Below are 16,785 nucleotides of genomic sequence, written 5' to 3'. Positions count from 1 at the left end.
AGACATTCTTTTTATCAACTGTCATTTTTTATTGGCTCGAAGATAACTCTCTTTCAAAAATTCTGTAAGTCAACTTGCATGTTTATTACTTCACTAAGATTACATTGATTTTTTAATGAAATAAAATCATCTATTTCATTAACGTCTGAAATAAATGAAAAAAAACAGTCGCTATTTTTATTAGCAACTGTGGAAAAATATTAATTATAGTTTTTACGATAAGGATTTATTTTTCTTTCTAATCGTTGCCAATCATGTTCATCTGGAACAGCTTTTAACAAGAGAAAATCGCTCTCAATGATGTAATCTAAAAGATAGCGATTGTAGTTTGTCACAATTAAATCAATATGTGCGGCGTTCAATACTTCTTCTGCTAGATAATAAAGCGGTAAAAAAACTAATGTATGTTTACTCCCAAATTGTTGACGTACACGAGTTATAATTTGTTGACAAACAAAATGATCCCCTTCCAGAAGAAAGTAAATTGTTTTACTTGGTAAATAAAAATCGAAAATCAAATTACTATAAATCGTTAAACTCACACTTATATCTTCCATGTATTTTGAAGAAATAGAGTAGCTTTTCCTTTCTTTTTTTAAAAAACCTAAATTCCGCTGATAATTCTCATTATCTGAGCGTATGACTGCTTTTTTTATCTCTATCGCCTCTTTATTTAACACAGGTGATAACAAATCATTTATTTTTCTAGATAGAAAAAACGAGCGTAAGAATGTTGTGATTTTTTGATCAATATTTTTAGGGAAATCAAATTCCTTTAAATATCGATTCGTGAGTTGAGAAATTTCTGTGCCTTCATGAAAATCTTTATAAAACTTTTTCTCTGATTCTTCATGATCTAGGGTACGTTTACAGACAGTGACTAAATAAATCCAAGCGAATTCTTCTTTTGATAATTCGACCTTATAAAGTTTCTTGATGTCATCTTTCAAAGAATGAAGGAGAGAAAAATTCTTTGCTTTGTATGCTAATTTCGCTAATTTTCTTGGAATCTCTATAGAAAAACCCAGTCCTGCACGTTTGATTGCGATATAAAAAGTATAATAAAAGGCTGCTGGCGTAGTTCCAGATCCAACCTCATCTTGGCCCAATTTATTGCTTAATTTTTTTAAAACCAATTCATGTAATTCAATATCAGGAACAAGCGTATAGGGCGTTTCTACTCCTTCATAATAAAAATCTTTGAAGAATTTTCGCAAATTAGCTTCTCTTCCTTCAATCGACAACGGGTTGGATGCCCACTGCAGTCCATAGCTCTTCAATACTGTGGTTGTTCGATTCAATAGCCGGCGAAAGGTACTCTCTGAAAAATGATAGTGATGGGCAAGTTCATCGATTGTTGATAATTCTCCTAAAAAAATATTCCCGATGATTTCAAATAGACACTCATTCTCAAGTAATTTCTGCTTTTTTTCTTGATACATCGAAGCTTTTTTTTCTTCAAAAAAGATTCCACTATTTCCTGAATCTAAACTGATACAATCATCAAAATAGTCTTTGATGTACTTGATATCATTGGCAATCGTTCGTTCTGTCACTTGCAGTTTTTCGGCCAATTCTCCAATCGTAAACAATCGTCTTCGTTCAATCATACTCAATATTCGAAACAAACGACTCGTCGTTCGATTACTGATAAATGCCAATTGTAAGTCTTTCAATTTTCCACCTCATTTTTTAAATGAACACTTTTCTTTATACTTACATATAAATAACACAACCAATCGGAATGATAAACTATATTGTTTCTCCTTGAAAGAAAAAACGAACGTAAAAGTGACAGATTTTAACGTTCTATTTTGCTTCTTAACCTTATGGTAGTTATGATTTATTCAATAGTTACACAACGCTTTCTAAATGATCATTTGTACCCATTTTTATATTTTTTTCAGGATTCCAAATGAATCCTACTGTTATAAACAGCATTACCAACAAAGTCATTCTTTAAATAAAAAGGAGTATTTTTGCTAACTGACCAATCTTATTAGTTATTAACCATGTATGATCCAAAAAAGTTGATACACCTTACATAGAACCAACTTATTTATAACAATTTGTTCATGTATTCTTGCTTATTATCCATAAACTCAAGTTCTTGATCTCCCTTAAAATCCATTTGCTATTATCGTTTTTTGTCTTCCTTGCTCTAGTATCCTACAAAACAAATCCAATAAATAAAAAAACATGTCTTTCTCCTTCGTCAGATAATACGTAGAAGAAATACATGTTGAATATTTTGTTCATATCCAATTAAATAATTTATTGGGATCAACGTGGAGAGTTTTCTCTTTCACCAATACTGTTAACATTAACAACGACTATTTTATTCACTTTAACAATCACTTACCTATGGAATAGAAGATGAGAAATCAGAACGGTAAATGCGTAACCTTATAACCAGTCAGAATAGTCAAAAACCTAGGATAAGAACCAGCGATCACTGTGGTATCTATCCTAGGTTTTTACTGTCTAGCTTGAGCATACATATTTTTTCCCTTAGCCAATCCACTCATTTACCCCTCTACCAATTAACAGATCTCTGCTTATCTCTTTGATTTTTTCACACCAGCATCCTATTTAGCGACAAATAGCAATCCAACGCCTTTTTTCATTTCGCCTAGATACGCTGACACTATCACCGACAATCCCAATTGCGTACTTACTTTAGTGATATAGACAGATACATCTCATCAACATGCTATAATTGATAGAAAGGAACAGAACCATAAACAAGTAGGTGATCCATGTATTCTCCAATTCAAGTACCCTATATCGTCAACCCAATCTATCAGAAATATTTCAAGTATCCAGCAATTGTCATTCCCTCATTACAAGACTTTGTGATTTGTCTATGGGAACACCAATCCTTGACTCAGGATTCCTACGAAGTGAATGATTTGATCATTCCAGATGGGTGTATCGATCTTTTCATTGATTTCAAAAAGCAATCATCGAATTTTCAGGTATCAGTAAAACAGAGTATGATTTCTATAGCAATTAGTGAGTTTAAGATACCTTTCAACCTCGACTATTTCTTCTCCCTATCCTATTCTCAACAAAAAGAATATTTTATTGATTACCTCCATCAATTGATTGAAGGACATACACCAAACCAGTTTATCAAATTGATTGATCGATTTAGCCAAATCCCTGCTTCTACAATTCAAGATTTGTGTCAGGATTTAGTTGTAGGCACACGGCAATGCCAACAGTTATTTAAGAAGTATTATGGCATTTCACCGCAACTGATGTTGCTTACATTGCGTTTTCAGTACTGCTTGAAAATACTAACCGATCCTCACGCTAGTGAAAAAAAGTTAATTGCGTTGCATTACTACGATCAGTCTCACTTGATCAAAGATTAAAAAAAACATATCGGCTTTACACCACTCGAATTTGTCCAGCTTTGTAAAGAGTTCAAAGCACAACCTTTGGATTAGATGATACGTCGTGAGCAAAGTGAGATGTCGTGTATTTACAATACAGTCTAAAATTCTCATGCTATAGTTGCTCGATCAAGTTCAGGGAGATGAAATCATGAATAAAATCAAGTGGAAAGGCTTTTTACTTACAACTTCTGATTCAGAAATCGAAGTGATCCACGATACATTGACCTATGACTGGGGACAAAAAGTGTTTCGTTTTTACGACTACGATAAACATATCGTTGAAGTTTCAGAAAGCATTCAAGGTGTCTTCAATCGTCTATATGCGCAAGGATTGAGCCTTCCGAAAATCGCTGAACGCTTCGGTGATCCACTAGAAATTGTCAAAGAGCGTTACAGTATCTCCTAAACTCCAAGAATAACTAAATTATCCACCTCTAAGAAGTTTGTCTATTCTCAATAGATTTATAGGATATCTTAGAGAATAGGTTCATCGTTAGAAAAACTAGAATATTTGAAGTCAAGGCAAGTAAAAATTGATCAAAACCAAAAATACTCCAATTTAGCAGTATGACTATACCATCTATGAAAAACAAGCCTGTAGAGAGTTTTATATTGAAATATTTTTTTAAAATTATCGGTGGAATGGACGTTCCTCCACTAGAAGAATTTTGTGAATAAACAATGGACATACCTACAGAAAAAATTAGACTCCCCAAAACGATCGATAAAATTTTATTTTCAGTAAACATTATTTTAGGTACATAAGTTAACAATAACGGTAGAACTAAGCTGCCATATAAAACTTTCATAAATACTTGTTTACCTAAATAAATGATTGCTAATAGCAACATAACTGAATTTAATGCTAGCACGACGAGTGAACGATTTACTTGAACAAGGTATTCAAGTAATATTCCTAGACCACTCGTTCCTCCAGCAGCAATATAATGTGGGCCAAAAAACATATTGATACTAATTGATAGTATCCACAGCCCCAAAGTAATCGTTAAATATTTGAATAGATTTTTCATATGCGCCTCCTAATATTTTTTAATGCAAGAACACAAAAAGGGATTAGATAAGAATATTCTTATCTAATCCCTTTGGATCCTCCGAAACTTTAATTAAGTTAACACATCTATTCTAAAAAGTAAACCTGTTAATTTTATTTTTTAATTTTGACTCATAGAATTACACCGCTATAAACAATTGAAACTAGTATCCGGCAGAACTCCTTTCACTAATTGGCTTTCGTGGCTCTGTGCACGATCTAGTCAAACTAAAGAGGTATCTCTCAAAAAAAATTTCAGGTTTCACTGCTTATTGCTTATAGTTGCATCGTTCTGTCTTCTTCTGATTTTCCAGTTAGTTGCTCGTTTGTCTGACTCACATTCCATCTCTTACAATGGTCTTTTCACTGTTTCAAATAGCTCGCATGAAAAGCAATATGTTGTTCTACAAATGTAGCAATGGTGAAGTAGCTATGATCATAGCCTTCTTCTTTTCGGTAGAAAACTTCGTGTTTCACTGATTCTGCTGCTGATAAAAAAGCTTCTTCATTGAGCTGGACTTCGTAGAATGGATCAGCCGTCCCTTGTGTGATCAGGATAGGCGGTTGACTGGTTGTTTCTTTTTTGATCAGCTCAGTGGCATCCCATTCACTCCATGTCGCTTGGTCAGGACCTAGATAAGCGGTGAATGCTTTTTGTCCCCATGGTACGTTTGAGGGGTTCGAAATTGGTGCAAAAGCAGAGATCGAAGCAAAGCGTGCTGGATTTTTCAGACCGATCACTAACGAACCATGCCCACCCATGGAATGACCCATGATACTTTCTTTTCCAGAAAGATTTGGGATCAAGGAGTAGATGATCTCAGTCAGCTCTTTCGTAAGGTAGTCGTACATTTGGAAGTCTTTCTTCCAAGGTTCTTGTGTTGCATTCAAGTAAAAGCCAGCCCCTTGACCGAGATCCCAATCTTCACTGTCAGCAACATCCCCCGAGGCGATGTGTCCGGCATGACGAAGGCGATTTGCTGTTCTGCTGCATAGCGTTGGAATCCACCTTTGATACTAAAATTATCATCTGTACTTGTTAAACCAGCTAACCACCAAATGAGTGGGATTTCTTGATTTTCAACAGTGGTTTCTGGTAGATACACGCTGAATGTCATCTCACAATGTAGCGTTTCTGACAGGTGACGATATTTGATTTGTTGCCCGCCAAACGACCGATGTGTTTCAATTTTCTGTAGTTCCATCAGTATCACCTCCATAAGTGAGCATAGTACGAATGGATTCTCCACGATGCAACAGCTCAAGTGATTCATTGATTTGTGTAAAATCTAAACGATGGGTGATGAATGAATCTAAATCAATTCCACCGTTCAAGTAATCTTCCACCATACCTGGCAATTGGCTTCGCCCTTTGACACCGCCAAAAGCCGAACCACGCCAGACACGACCAGTCACTAGTTGGAACGGACGCGTGTGGATTTCTTTTCCAGCTCCGGCTACACCGATAATGATGCTTTCGCCCCAGCCTTTGTGACATGCTTCAAGCGCGGAACGCATCACTTCCACATTGCCAATACACTCAAAACTATAATCTACGCCACCTTGGGTCATTTCTACGATGACTTCTTGGATTGGACGATCGTGTGTTTTAGGATCAACAAAATCCGTTGCGCCCATTTTTTTAGCTAACGGCCATTTTTCAGGGTTCATATCGATTGCAATGATTCGTTTAGCATTAGCTTTTTTCAAGCCTTGGATTACTGCTAAACCAATCGCTCCTAGTCCAAAAACAGCTGTGACAGCACCTTCTTCAACTTTTGCCGTGTTGTCAACAGCACCTAACCCTGTCGTTACGCCACACCCTAATAGTGGAACGGTATCTAGAGGAGCATCCTCTGTGATTTTCACCAAATTGATTTCATTGACGACAGTATACTCACTAAACGTACTCGTACCCATATAGTGATAAATCGGCTCGCCTTTGTAAGAAAAACGTGTCGTACCATCTGGCATTAGACCTTTTCCCTGCGTTTCACGGACAGCAGAGCATAGATTGGTTTTTCCTGACAAGCAAAACTCACACTTCCCACATTCTGGCGTATACAACGGAATCACATGGTCCCCCACTTCAACAGATGACACGTCATCACCAACTTTGACAACGATACCGGCGCCTTCATGACCTAAGACCGCAGGAAAAACTCCTTCTGGATCTTCCCCTGATAAGGTAAACGCATCTGTATGACAGACAGAAGTGTACAAAATTTTTACCATGACTTCCGTCGGTTTCGGATCAGCAACATCGATTTCAACGATTTCTAACGGTTTTCCTGGTTCAAATGCTACGGCAGCTCTACTTTTCATTTTTCTTCCTTCTTTCTTATTCCGCTCGTCTGGTTCTTAGTTAGCGAGCGAAACCGCAATCTTTCCACTTCATCGTATCATAGGCTGTGTTGAGAAACAAAACTGACAAACTTGTCAGTATCCTCAATTTCTTTACTTCCATTGGTAAGATTTGTATAATAGCAACTATTGCTGTCGAATAAATAAATCAAAGTGAGGTTCTTTATGTATCAATACCATGAAAAAGAGTTTACCAATACGAAAGATTTAGCCATGCACGTCCTGAGTGGAAAATACAAGATCGTCTTGATTTGATGTTTTTTACAACAACCGATTTTACGATTAAGTGAGATTGAAAAAATGTTACCAGACATCAACCAGCGAATGTTGATTCTCCAATTAAGAGAATTAGAAAGCGATCATTTACTCACACGTAAAGTCTATCCCGTAGTCCCGCCAAAAGTAGAGTATCAATTGACCGAGATCGGGCGCGAACTCTCAACGATCGTCCAACATATCTGCGATTGGGGCGATCATTATTATGAAGTCGTTGCTGATCTTTCAACGGATATAGCGGATTGATTCTGTAAATGATGGAAAGATGGTTTTTCTATCACAGTAAAGACAGTTCTTGAGATAATAAAAATCCCATATAGTTGATAGTAGAATGAACATCTTCTCTTATCGACCGTATGGGAAAGTGGGGAAGTATTTTAAAAAGTTGGGTCAATCAAAAACTCGAATGTTTCCGCTTCCAAAAGCGTCACTTCATCTTGTGGATTTTTGTTGATTTTGTAAGTCACTAATTTTTTGCTCTGTGTGGGGCCAAACATGTTGACTTTGCACAAGATCCAATAGTTTGTCCCAGCAACTACTTGTGTTCCTAATAGCGCAAATGGTATAGCTTCACTACTGTCATCTAACGTTTTGCGTGCTTCTTCTACCAGCTTCTTGTGTTCATCTGTAATCGTTGGTGCGTCTGGAATAGTGATTCCTCCAGCTAAATCAGTCATATCTATCGCTTCCTAAGCTTATATTAAAAGCGCTTACCGCATTTAAAAATAAAGATAATTCATTTTTAAAAAAACATCAAATAAAACAACCTAAAGAATTCCATACACTGAATGAATCTTTTTCACATTTCTCCTCCTTCGCCTATCCACCATACCATTCCCCACTACATTAAAAACCACTAGCCCTCATAAAACAATGAAAACCAGCTGATAAACCAGTATTATCAAAGTCCCCTAACACCTAGCAAATCATGGAATCGCATAAAATCTATTCATGTTTCACCCGATAAATTAAATAACTTTAAATAAAAATATAGATAACTAAATAAACAAAAAAATAAGGTTACCAACAAAAAAACATACGCCAATCTTTGAAGATGGCGTATGTTCTCTTGATCATGCTATTTTCATTTTACCCATTCAACAAGGCACGTTCTAAGAGCGCTCCAGCTTGGTGCTGCCCTTCTAGGTTTCGTTCCCCGGAGAATTTCGACACACGATCCATGTTCGTGATCACAACGATGACCATGCTCTTTTTCCCTTGACTATGGATATAAGGCAAATCCATTTGAGCAATTTTAGTGTCAACGGTTACCTGATCACCGACCTTTACAAGTACATCGAATCCTGCCCCATTCAAGTTAACAGTATCAATTCCCATATGGACTAATACTTCGACGCCATTACTAGTTTTAATTCCTAACGCATGTTTGGAAGGGAAAATCGTAGTGACTTTTCCGCTGACCGGTGCAAAGATGGCGCCATCGATTGACTCGATTGCAAAACCATCCCCCATCATTTTCGTTGAAAAAACTTCATCAGGCACATCTTCTAAAGGAATATATTCTCCTTTAGCTACAGCGTGTAGATTCACTTCGTTCGTGTACTCAGTATCTTCAGCTTGTTCGTTTGGTACTAAGAAATAAGTGATGGCGAATGAGGAAACCAAAGCGATCACTATCCCAAGTACCGCAAAAACAAAATACTGACCGATATAAGCTGGTAAGCTAAAAATACTTGATAAAATATAGCCGTAGATCCGAACACCGAAGAAACTGATAAACGCTGAAGCGATCGAGCTACCGATTGTAGCCGCCATAAACGCCTTCTTGTATTTTGATAAGATCCCAAATAGCGCTGGTTCAGTGATTCCTAATAGACCAGAAACAGCAGAAGATAGTACCAATGACTTTTCTTCTTTTGATTTTACCTTGAGATAAATTGCAGCTGTCGCACCAGTGATCGCCATGTTCGCCATGAACATCATCGGCATCAACATGTCATAGCCTTGATTCGCAAAATTTTGTAAGGCAATTGGGGTCATCGCATGATGCAACCCAGTAAAGATTGCAATTGGACGGATCGCACCGACCACGATACCAGCTAACACTGGTGAGATTGAGAATAACCATGCCACACCAGCTGCTAAGAGGTTACCTAAATGAATACTGATCGGGCCGATCACTGTGAGTGTCAACAATCCTGCAACAAACAGGGAAATGGTTGGTGTGAAAACCGTTCGTAACACTTGTGGCAACAACTTATCCACCCAACGATAAATGTAGCTGAGTGCCAATACCGCAAAAATGATCGGGATAACTGTTCCTGCATAATTAAAGACAGGAACTGGAATGAGATCAAACAGTTGGAAAGCAGAGATCGAACCTTCAGCAACCGCTGTCGTCATGGTGGGAAATTGTAAAGTTGCAGCGATCGCAATCGCTAAATATGGATTCGTTTTGAAGATCCGAGCGGCAGAAGCAGCAACGAAAAATGGCAAGAAAGTAAATACGCCACTCGCAATCATATCAATGATCAAATACGTATCCGTCTGGTTCGAAATGACATTCAATGCCACTAAACCGGCCATCAAACCCTTGATCATTCCTGCCCCAGCAATTGCTGGTACGATCGGACCAAATACACCGGAAACAGTATCCATAAATAAGGATACGACGCCTTTTTTCTCTCCTTCACTTCGTTCACTTGTTTCATCTAACCCTAATTCTTTCGCAATTGGTGCAAAATAGTCAGCGACTTCTGTACCGATCACGACTTGCAGTTGTTCACTTTGATATTTTGTCCCCACCACTTTCGGTGTTTTTTCCAACGCAGCATAATCCACTTTTTTCTCATCTTTTAAATCAAACCGTAATCTTGTCATACAATGCCAAGCGTTGTTGATATTACTTGCTCCACCCACATGTTGTATGATTTGTTTTGCTATTTCTTCATGCTTCACATGTTCTCCCCCTTATTCTCATCAAACAATGATTCTTGTTTCCGCTTTCACCCAAATAGTAGCATGTGGAACGCCACTTGTAAAACCAGTCCTTTTTAGTAAATAACCAACGAAAAAGCTTTAATATCAACGTTTATAAAAATACTAACGTAAAATTGGATTGATTTTTAGTCGGTTTAGATGTTTTTATTAGACCAAATTGACAGGATGTTCTTCCCCATGTTTCAATGAGGATGCACATGATTCATATTTATGTATATTGGAGTGAAAAAAATGACACCAACGATCATTACAAATATAAAAAGTTACGCAATCAAACCAGATCGTCACAACTTGTTAGTCGTAAAAGTTGAAACAGATAAAGGCGTGACCGGCTTCGGTTGCGGCACTTTCCAATTTCGTCCTTTGGCTGTCCAGACCGTAGTTGAAGAATACTTAAAACCTTTACTGATTGGACGCGATGCGAATCAAATCGAAGACCTTTGGCAAGTCATGAATGTCAATTCTTACTGGCGGAATGGGCCAATCACAAATAACGCCATTTCAGGTGTCGATATGGCGCTCTGGGATATCAAAGGGAAAATCGCTGATATGCCATTGTATCAGTTATTCGGCGGAAAAGCTCGAACAGCAATTCCTGCGTATACGCATGCTGTCGCAGCTAATCTAGAGGACCTCGATCGTGAAATCGAAACATTTCTCGCACAAGGGTATCGTTATATTCGTTGTCAATTAGGTTTTTATGGGGGAAATCCAACGAATTTAGCAACACCTGAACAACCACTTGCTGGCTCTTATTTCGATCAAGAAGAATACATGTCCACTACGCTATCCATGTTTGAACATATCCAAAACAAATATGGCGATCGTTTCCAAATGTTACACGATGTTCACGAACGCTTGCATCCTAACCAAGCGATCCGTTTTGCAAAAAAAACAGAAAAGTACAATCTTTTCTTTTTAGAAGATATTCTACCGCCAAACCAAAATGAATGGTTGGCTCAATTGCGAAGTCAATCAACGACCCCGATTGCTACTGGAGAATTGTTCAATAATCCAATGGAATGGAAAGAATTAGTTCGCAATCGTCAAATCGACTATATGCGTGCCCATGTCTCACAAATCGGCGGGATCACGCCTGCCTTGAAATTGGCACACTTTTGCGAAGCGATGGGGATACGAATCGCTTGGCATACGCCATCTGATATCACACCGATCGGCTTAGCAGTGAATACGCATTTGAACATCCATTTGCACAATGCGGCGATCCAAGAAAACATCGATGTTCCTGAAAATACGAAACAACTTTTCGGAAATATCCCCACACCAAAAAAAGGCTTTTTCTATCCGATCGAACAAAGTGGGATCGGTGTCACATTCAATGAAGAACAGGCGGCAGAATTTCCAGTTGTCTATCGTCCACACGAATGGACACAAAGCCGTACACCAGACGGCACGATCGTGACACCGTAATTCCAAAAAAAAGCTATCCTTACACGAAATATGTAAGGATAGCTTTTTTTGGTTCCGCTGTATTCCTATTATTATAATAATGAATACCCGTGTAAACCTTAGTAGCTTTTTATGTAAAACATAGTTTTCAAAAATCAGTTTCTAAAGAATAATCTAAAATCTGTTTGACTTGAAGAAAATCGTCTCCTCTTAGACGATCAATAAATTCTTTACTAATAATCCGGTCAGTATCAAAACTATGAATTTGTGTAGCGTTCACTCTTCCACGTATCTTGTAATCATTCAAAGAAACATACCCAGAAAAGTTGTTCCCCCAGTCATTACCGGACAGACAATAATATAGTTCGTTTTTTTATTGTAAGCATTTGAGGAAACAACTAAAGCTGGCTGCTTCCCTCTTATTTCCCTGCTAAAAGAAGGCGTAGAATTAAGTCAGATCAAATCACCTTGTTGAGGTTCATACATTTTTCCCAATCTCCTCTTTTGCTATTGTTTGCCATCCCTCATCTTCATCCTTTTGAAATGGTTCATCCAATAAAAATGGATTTTCTATTTTTGGTGTGAATATTAATCCTCCATTCTTAGATTTATATACGACATATTTTGATCCAGCTTTAACCTGATACTGTTTAGGAATTGAAATAGAGATAGAATTCCCTACTTTACGAGCTTTTACATTAATCATCATTTATCACTCCTCACACAGCAAATTTTATTATGTAAAATTTAATTTTATAACGTAAAAGATACTAATACAAAAATAAATCAATAGAGTGTCTCAGACCTTCTTAATCTTTTATTTAATGCCACATTCTCATTAAACACTTATTGAATATTGACTTAAAAAAGGCATATAATCAACTTAAATCACAATAATAATTTTAAGGAGGATGAACATCTATGTCGAATAAAACCCAAGCTGCGAGAAAACTTGTTCAAGTTATTTGGTTGTTACAACTTTTAACTTTGTATACTTTTTTCCTAACAACTAACGATCAATCCTATCAGCTATCGAATCTGATCATGAAGTTACTTATCATGCTCTCTCTAGGTTTACAGAGTATTTTTATACGCAGTAACAGGAACTATAAATTTGGTATCATTTTTACATACAATCAATCAACAATAGCTCAAATAGTTGAAAGACTTATTTGGTTCATACTTATTGTAAGTTATTTTTTTGTGTTTTATATTTTCTATTATAAATAATATAACTTACTTCACTTATCAAGCATTTGTAAGAAAGCACTGATGATTGCGTTTTACGCTTCATCAGTGCTTTCTTCACAATCACTATCAACTAATTCGCTTTAATGTTTTCTTCCTTAACTTTCAAAAAAGCTACATTTTTACAGAAGTTTTTTCCTTAAGCTATTTTGAGACTACTCAAATCCTCAATCAATCCTCGAACGATGGATCTCACGGTCAAAGGGGCGGATGTAAGTCACAGAGTAGTCGATGGCAATGATACTGCTGTATTCATAGACTTGTCCATCTTCTAATATAGCTCGGTTCGTGATTTGCATGGCTGGTGTACCGCGTTTACATAGCAATATTTTTGATTGTTCTTTGGAAGTCGTGATTGGGTCATAACTCGTGATATAGTGAGAAATTCGATAGCCTTTTTGTTCCACGTACTTTTGTATGGAATGTTCGATGACTTCTTGGGATAAGTCGGGAAACATTGCTACCGGCATTTTTGACATTTCTAACTGCTCGATTTTATAATCAACGATTCGAATACGTTCAAATGTCCAAACTTCGGCGCCGTCATCAAGTTGAAAGATTTTTTGCTCATCCGCCGTTGCTGGTGCTTTGTTTAAACTGATCATTTTTGAATGGATCCGATCATAAGGGGTACGTGTCAAAGAATTGAAGATCAAGGGATTTTTGACCCATTTTTCATGGATAAAGATACCTGATCCTTGAACGACACGGACAATACCGATTTCTTCCAGGTTTTTGATCGCTTGTTGGATCGTAAAGCGAGAAACATGATAGATTTCCGCTAGTTTTCGTTGATTCGGTAATTTTCCATCTTTAAATTCTTCTTGATAGATCTTACTCAATAAATCTTGGACGATGAATTCTCGTTTTTTCATGATCTTCTCCTTTACGGTTTACATTCACTTCTTTATCTTAACAAAAAAACAACCAATCACAACCCACTCATGATGAGCCAGTGGAGAACGAAACGTATTTAGAACAAAAAAGCCACAAAAATTGGCAAAAAGAACCATTTTTGTGACTTCATCTAATCAATTGAAGTTGAATCTTTCTTCTTGATCTTCCTAATTCAAACGTAATTCTTGACCAGGGTTAAAGAAGAAATCATCCATCGTCATGCCATTCAAGGACAAGATCGTCTCAACTGGCACACCCGTCCGTTGCGCAATTTGATTTGGACCTTCGCCTTCACGTACAACGGTTGTAGCTGCTTGATTGGCTTGATTGCTCGTATCTTCTGTGGACTGTGCCGTGTACTGATCGGCTTGTGACTCCGACGTTTCTGTTGTTTCTGGTGTCGCTTCCGTCGAAGGTGTCGTCTCTTCCGAAGAAGATTCGCTACTAGGTGTCGCTGCTTGAAGTTCCGCACTTGTTCGCAGATAAATGTCGGAGATCCGAGCGACCTGCGCCGTATAACTTGCAGATAGCTGATTGATCATGGTATCTAGGTCGATATCCTCCTTGTTGGAAGCATCTTGGTACATCCCTCTTAATTTACTGATTCCTTCATCCGACAAGGCTTGAAGTTCTCTTGCTTTTCGGTTGGCAATGACCGAAAGACCATTGACACCGTCTTGATTGTTTTGGATCTCTGCTTGGTATTCTTCGATCAACACTGGGGTTTTATCTTCGATTTTCTTCGAATAATCTGCAACGACTGCTTGTAGTTGTTCAGAAATAGCTCCTGAAGGTTCTGTTGCTTCGCTGCTTTCTTGTGTTGCTTCAGTTTCAGATGAAGCAGTAGTTGAAGCTGTGGACGATTGCGTCGTTTCACTCGTCTTTGCTACCGAGTTTTCACTGGCATTGTTTCTACTATGGAGATATAATCCAGTACCTGCACCAACCAGTAGTAAGACTACTGCAACAGCGGCACCGATTTTCATCATACGCATGCGTGATGCTTGTTTCTGTTGTTGTCTTCGAGCTGATCGAACATTGCCACGCTGTTCATTTTCTTCATTCATTTCATTCACCACCTGTTATTTCTGTAAAAAAATAGCGTTACCAACTTTCTTGTAGTTCCATTGTAGCAAATAATAAGCGTTATGAACATTTTTTATTATGTTATTACTGAAGAAAAATCACCATTTTTGATGATTCCAAGATTCTCCATCGATTTCTCCTTGCAACTGCTCGATCCGTTCATTGATTTCGACAAATAAGCGTGACATTTCATGAAGTAAGGCTTTGCCCTCATAATCCGCTTGCGTACTCAATTCGGCTAATTGTTCTGTCAACCATTGATCCATTATAAGGTCTTTCCTTTCATCTCTTGTAGTATAAATGTCAGATCTTCAATATTTTCTTTGGCTTCTTCTAACATCGTTTCGATCATCTGCTGCTTCATCGGTGCTTTTTCCTTGATGCGTTCATTTTGTGCAAATCGTTCGATAAACCAATCGATCCGATTGATCAGTGAAGGTTTTTCGACTAATGTGAGATATTGCTGATAACTGATCAGGCGTTCAAACCGTTGTTCTTGAGTTAAGTACATGAACTGTGCTAAAACAAACGGAGGCAAAAAGGTCATCTGGAATTTATGGGCAATTCGTTGATACGGACGCAAATACTCCGAGATCGTATACTCTTCTTTCCCACCTGCTTGGTATTCTTTTTCACTCACGCCGGTTGTTAAGACGATCCCTAATTCTTTACCTGATAAGACTGCTGTTGCCGCTTCTAACACTTGGTATTGCCACATTTTCAAATGGGCTGGCGCGCTATACCAATAGAAAGGAAATTGGAAGATGATCCGGTCATGCTCTTTCAATAAAGCAAGTTCTGCTTGAAGATCAATTTCCCCATCTGGATAACAAGCTTCTAGATGATGCCAAGTAGTCGATAGCTGGCTGGATGCTTCTTTAAAAAACTGTTGGTTCAACGATGTGTCAATTGTCGGATGGCTGACAATAATCAATGTTTTCATAGCTTTTTCCTCCCGTTTTCTAGTCTAGCATATCCCAAGAAAAACCCAGTCAACAATGCCTTTATGTCTTAGGTCGCCCAAGAAATGATGGCTTGTTCTTCTAATTGCTTTTTTAATTGTTCTGCGGAAACTCCTTTGATCTTTTCGTTATTCATTCGTCTACGATAGTTTGTCGCCGTCTCACCAGTGAATTTCTTGAACATGCGGCTAAATACGACCAAACTATTGAAGCCGACTTGATAAGCGATTGCTTCAACGGATTCTTCCGTCAGAGATAAGAGAAACGCTGCCCGATTGATGCGAACACCAATCATATATTCTTTGATACTGATCCCCATATGATTTTTGAACACACGAGAGAGATGACTTCGGTTAACGGATAATTTTTTTGCGATCTCCTCAACAGTCAAACGCTCGCTGTAATGTTCTTCGATATACTGTACCGCATCAACAGCGAGGGCTGAATAACTTTTTTGTTCTCCTAAATGAACATAGCCACCATCTTCTAATAAGAGCGCGAGCAATTGATACGTCAACGCATTTAATTGCAGCTCATCGACTAGATTTTTTGTCGAGTAATTCATACATGCCAAGATAATCTCCACATATCTAGCAATTTCTGAAGAAACCATCGTGTATTGATCATCTTTGAATAAAGAATGTTGAATGATTTTATCGGCTACTGCCCCACCGAAGGAAATCCAACAGTAGACCCAAGGATCTTCACCATCCGCCAAATAAAAAGTAGAATCACCCGGTCTAATCAAAAAAAGATCACCTTTTTTTAATTGATATTGCTGATCTTTTACGCGATAGACTCCTTTTCCTTCCATCACGATATGCAAAATATAATCTTGACGAATAGCTGGTCCAAATGAATGAAAGGGCAATGTTTTAGAAAAACCGCAAAAGTCAAAGTATAGTTCTTGTGAGATGGATTGATGTTCTTTTTTCAAAAAAATCGCTTTTTCCATTGACGTACCCTCTTTCGTATTTTCTTTATTCTACTATAGATGCAACAAAAAGTTAAATACTGCTCACAGAAATACATTCAAGCAAGTGCTCTTCTTTGATATGATTGAATGGTAAAAACAGTAAACGCCCCATTGTAAACGCTTCATTTAATGGTATAGTTAATTTGATTA

The 16,785-nt window shown here is 37.6% G+C and carries 15 protein-coding genes and 2 pseudogenes; 4 read left to right on the top strand and 13 right to left on the bottom strand.

What is annotated here, in order from left to right:
• Positions 1-200: 200 nt before the first annotated feature.
• Positions 201-1,676, bottom strand: a complete 1,476-nt coding sequence (locus HZ311_RS10555; protein ID WP_023519153.1) for a helix-turn-helix domain-containing protein — start codon at positions 1,674-1,676, stop codon at positions 201-203.
• A gap of 1,083 nt (positions 1,677-2,759) precedes the next feature.
• On the opposite strand from HZ311_RS10555, the gene HZ311_RS10550 reads away from it, so the two are divergent.
• Entirely contained in the window at positions 2,760-3,380 is a 621-nt protein-coding gene (locus HZ311_RS10550; protein WP_023519152.1) for a helix-turn-helix transcriptional regulator, read from the top strand.
• Positions 3,381-3,552: 172 nt separating this feature from the next.
• Positions 3,553-3,810 carry a VOC family protein gene (locus HZ311_RS10545; RefSeq protein ID WP_023519151.1) on the top strand — a complete coding sequence of 86 codons (258 nt, stop codon included), beginning with the start codon at positions 3,553-3,555 and terminating at the stop codon, positions 3,808-3,810.
• Between the two features lie 28 nt (positions 3,811-3,838).
• Here the strand turns inward: HZ311_RS10545 and HZ311_RS10540 are convergent, their stop codons facing one another.
• The 3 genes and pseudogenes from HZ311_RS10540 to HZ311_RS10530 form a co-directional block, all read right to left on the bottom strand.
• Positions 3,839-4,435, bottom strand: coding sequence for a YitT family protein (locus HZ311_RS10540; protein ID WP_023519150.1), 597 nt, complete (start codon positions 4,433-4,435; stop codon positions 3,839-3,841).
• A gap of 383 nt (positions 4,436-4,818) precedes the next feature.
• A pseudogene (gene fghA / locus HZ311_RS10535) lies at positions 4,819-5,660 on the bottom strand (S-formylglutathione hydrolase).
• The gene (locus HZ311_RS10530) at positions 5,641-6,780 is read right to left on the bottom strand and encodes an S-(hydroxymethyl)glutathione dehydrogenase/class III alcohol dehydrogenase (protein WP_137072002.1); all 1,140 of its coding nucleotides are present in this window, start codon (positions 6,778-6,780) and stop codon (positions 5,641-5,643) included. The pseudogene fghA and the gene HZ311_RS10530 overlap by 20 nt, the downstream one beginning before the upstream one ends.
• 312 nt (positions 6,781-7,092) lie before the next feature.
• Here HZ311_RS10530 and HZ311_RS10525 point away from each other — a divergent pair, with 312 nt between their 5' ends.
• A complete protein-coding gene (locus HZ311_RS10525) occupies positions 7,093-7,341 on the top strand; it encodes a winged helix-turn-helix transcriptional regulator (protein ID WP_231867632.1) in 249 nt (82 codons plus the stop codon).
• A gap of 131 nt (positions 7,342-7,472) precedes the next feature.
• On the opposite strand, the gene HZ311_RS10520 is transcribed toward HZ311_RS10525, so the two are convergent.
• Positions 7,473-7,772: a hypothetical protein gene (locus HZ311_RS10520; protein ID WP_023519146.1), complete on the bottom strand. Its 300-nt coding sequence runs from the start codon at positions 7,770-7,772 to the stop codon at positions 7,473-7,475.
• Between the two features lie 412 nt (positions 7,773-8,184).
• The gene (locus tag HZ311_RS10515; RefSeq protein ID WP_023519145.1) at positions 8,185-10,014 is read right to left on the bottom strand and encodes a glucose PTS transporter subunit IIA; all 1,830 of its coding nucleotides are present in this window, start codon (positions 10,012-10,014) and stop codon (positions 8,185-8,187) included.
• Between the two features lie 273 nt (positions 10,015-10,287).
• Here HZ311_RS10515 and HZ311_RS10510 point away from each other — a divergent pair, with 273 nt between their 5' ends.
• A complete protein-coding gene (locus HZ311_RS10510) occupies positions 10,288-11,487 on the top strand; it encodes an enolase C-terminal domain-like protein (RefSeq protein ID WP_023519144.1) in 1,200 nt (399 codons plus the stop codon).
• A 282-nt stretch (positions 11,488-11,769) separates the two neighbouring features.
• Here the strand turns inward: HZ311_RS10510 and HZ311_RS16070 are convergent.
• From HZ311_RS16070 to HZ311_RS10475, 7 genes and pseudogenes are all read right to left on the bottom strand, one after another.
• Positions 11,770-11,895: pseudogene (locus HZ311_RS16070) on the bottom strand (type II toxin-antitoxin system PemK/MazF family toxin); the annotation flags it as partial.
• Between the two features lie 49 nt (positions 11,896-11,944).
• Positions 11,945-12,175, bottom strand: coding sequence for a type II toxin-antitoxin system PemI/MazE family antitoxin (gene mazE / locus HZ311_RS10500; protein ID WP_010736255.1), 231 nt, complete (start codon positions 12,173-12,175; stop codon positions 11,945-11,947).
• A 706-nt stretch (positions 12,176-12,881) separates the two neighbouring features.
• The gene (locus tag HZ311_RS10495; RefSeq protein WP_010736257.1) at positions 12,882-13,589 is read right to left on the bottom strand and encodes a GntR family transcriptional regulator; all 708 of its coding nucleotides are present in this window, start codon (positions 13,587-13,589) and stop codon (positions 12,882-12,884) included.
• A gap of 189 nt (positions 13,590-13,778) precedes the next feature.
• Complete coding sequence (locus tag HZ311_RS10490; RefSeq protein ID WP_071866708.1) at positions 13,779-14,678, bottom strand: LysM peptidoglycan-binding domain-containing protein; 900 nt, start codon at positions 14,676-14,678, stop codon at positions 13,779-13,781.
• Positions 14,679-14,795: 117 nt separating this feature from the next.
• Positions 14,796-14,963: a hypothetical protein gene (locus tag HZ311_RS10485; RefSeq protein WP_010736259.1), complete on the bottom strand. Its 168-nt coding sequence runs from the start codon at positions 14,961-14,963 to the stop codon at positions 14,796-14,798.
• Positions 14,963-15,640 (bottom strand): NAD(P)H-dependent oxidoreductase, encoded by a 678-nt coding sequence (locus HZ311_RS10480; protein WP_178946653.1) that lies wholly within the window; start codon positions 15,638-15,640, stop codon positions 14,963-14,965. The genes HZ311_RS10485 and HZ311_RS10480 overlap by 1 nt, the downstream gene beginning before the upstream one ends.
• 68 nt (positions 15,641-15,708) lie before the next feature.
• A complete protein-coding gene (locus HZ311_RS10475) occupies positions 15,709-16,614 on the bottom strand; it encodes an AraC family transcriptional regulator (RefSeq protein ID WP_010736261.1) in 906 nt (301 codons plus the stop codon).
• Positions 16,615-16,785: the final 171 nt, after the last annotated feature.

This window comes from Enterococcus mundtii, assembly GCF_013394305.1.
GTDB classification, from domain to species: Bacteria; Bacillota; Bacilli; order Lactobacillales; family Enterococcaceae; genus Enterococcus_B; species Enterococcus_B pernyi.
The sequence above is the reverse complement of the archived record's forward strand: the minus strand, read 5'-3'. Positions and strand labels throughout refer to the sequence as shown.

Excerpts from the sequence above, each read along its gene's own strand:
- HZ311_RS10495 (WP_010736257.1), bottom strand. The coding sequence starts at position 13,589 with ATGAAAAAACGAGAATTCATCGTCCAAGATTTATTGAGTAAGATCTAT.
- HZ311_RS10550 (WP_023519152.1), top strand. The coding sequence starts at position 2,760 with ATGTATTCTCCAATTCAAGTACCCTATATCGTCAACCCAATCTATCAG.
- HZ311_RS10475 (WP_010736261.1), bottom strand. The coding sequence starts at position 16,614 with ATGGAAAAAGCGATTTTTTTGAAAAAAGAACATCAATCCATCTCACAA.
- HZ311_RS10485 (WP_010736259.1), bottom strand. The coding sequence starts at position 14,963 with ATGGATCAATGGTTGACAGAACAATTAGCCGAATTGAGTACGCAAGCG.
- mazE (WP_010736255.1), bottom strand. The coding sequence starts at position 12,175 with ATGATGATTAATGTAAAAGCTCGTAAAGTAGGGAATTCTATCTCTATT.
- HZ311_RS10490 (WP_071866708.1), bottom strand. The coding sequence starts at position 14,678 with ATGAATGAAGAAAATGAACAGCGTGGCAATGTTCGATCAGCTCGAAGA.
- HZ311_RS10480 (WP_178946653.1), bottom strand. The coding sequence starts at position 15,640 with ATGAAAACATTGATTATTGTCAGCCATCCGACAATTGACACATCGTTG.
- HZ311_RS10530 (WP_137072002.1), bottom strand. The coding sequence starts at position 6,780 with ATGAAAAGTAGAGCTGCCGTAGCATTTGAACCAGGAAAACCGTTAGAA.
- HZ311_RS10520 (WP_023519146.1), bottom strand. The coding sequence starts at position 7,772 with ATGACTGATTTAGCTGGAGGAATCACTATTCCAGACGCACCAACGATT.
- HZ311_RS10540 (WP_023519150.1), bottom strand. The coding sequence starts at position 4,435 with ATGAAAAATCTATTCAAATATTTAACGATTACTTTGGGGCTGTGGATA.
- HZ311_RS10545 (WP_023519151.1), top strand. The coding sequence starts at position 3,553 with ATGAATAAAATCAAGTGGAAAGGCTTTTTACTTACAACTTCTGATTCA.
- HZ311_RS10510 (WP_023519144.1), top strand. The coding sequence starts at position 10,288 with ATGACACCAACGATCATTACAAATATAAAAAGTTACGCAATCAAACCA.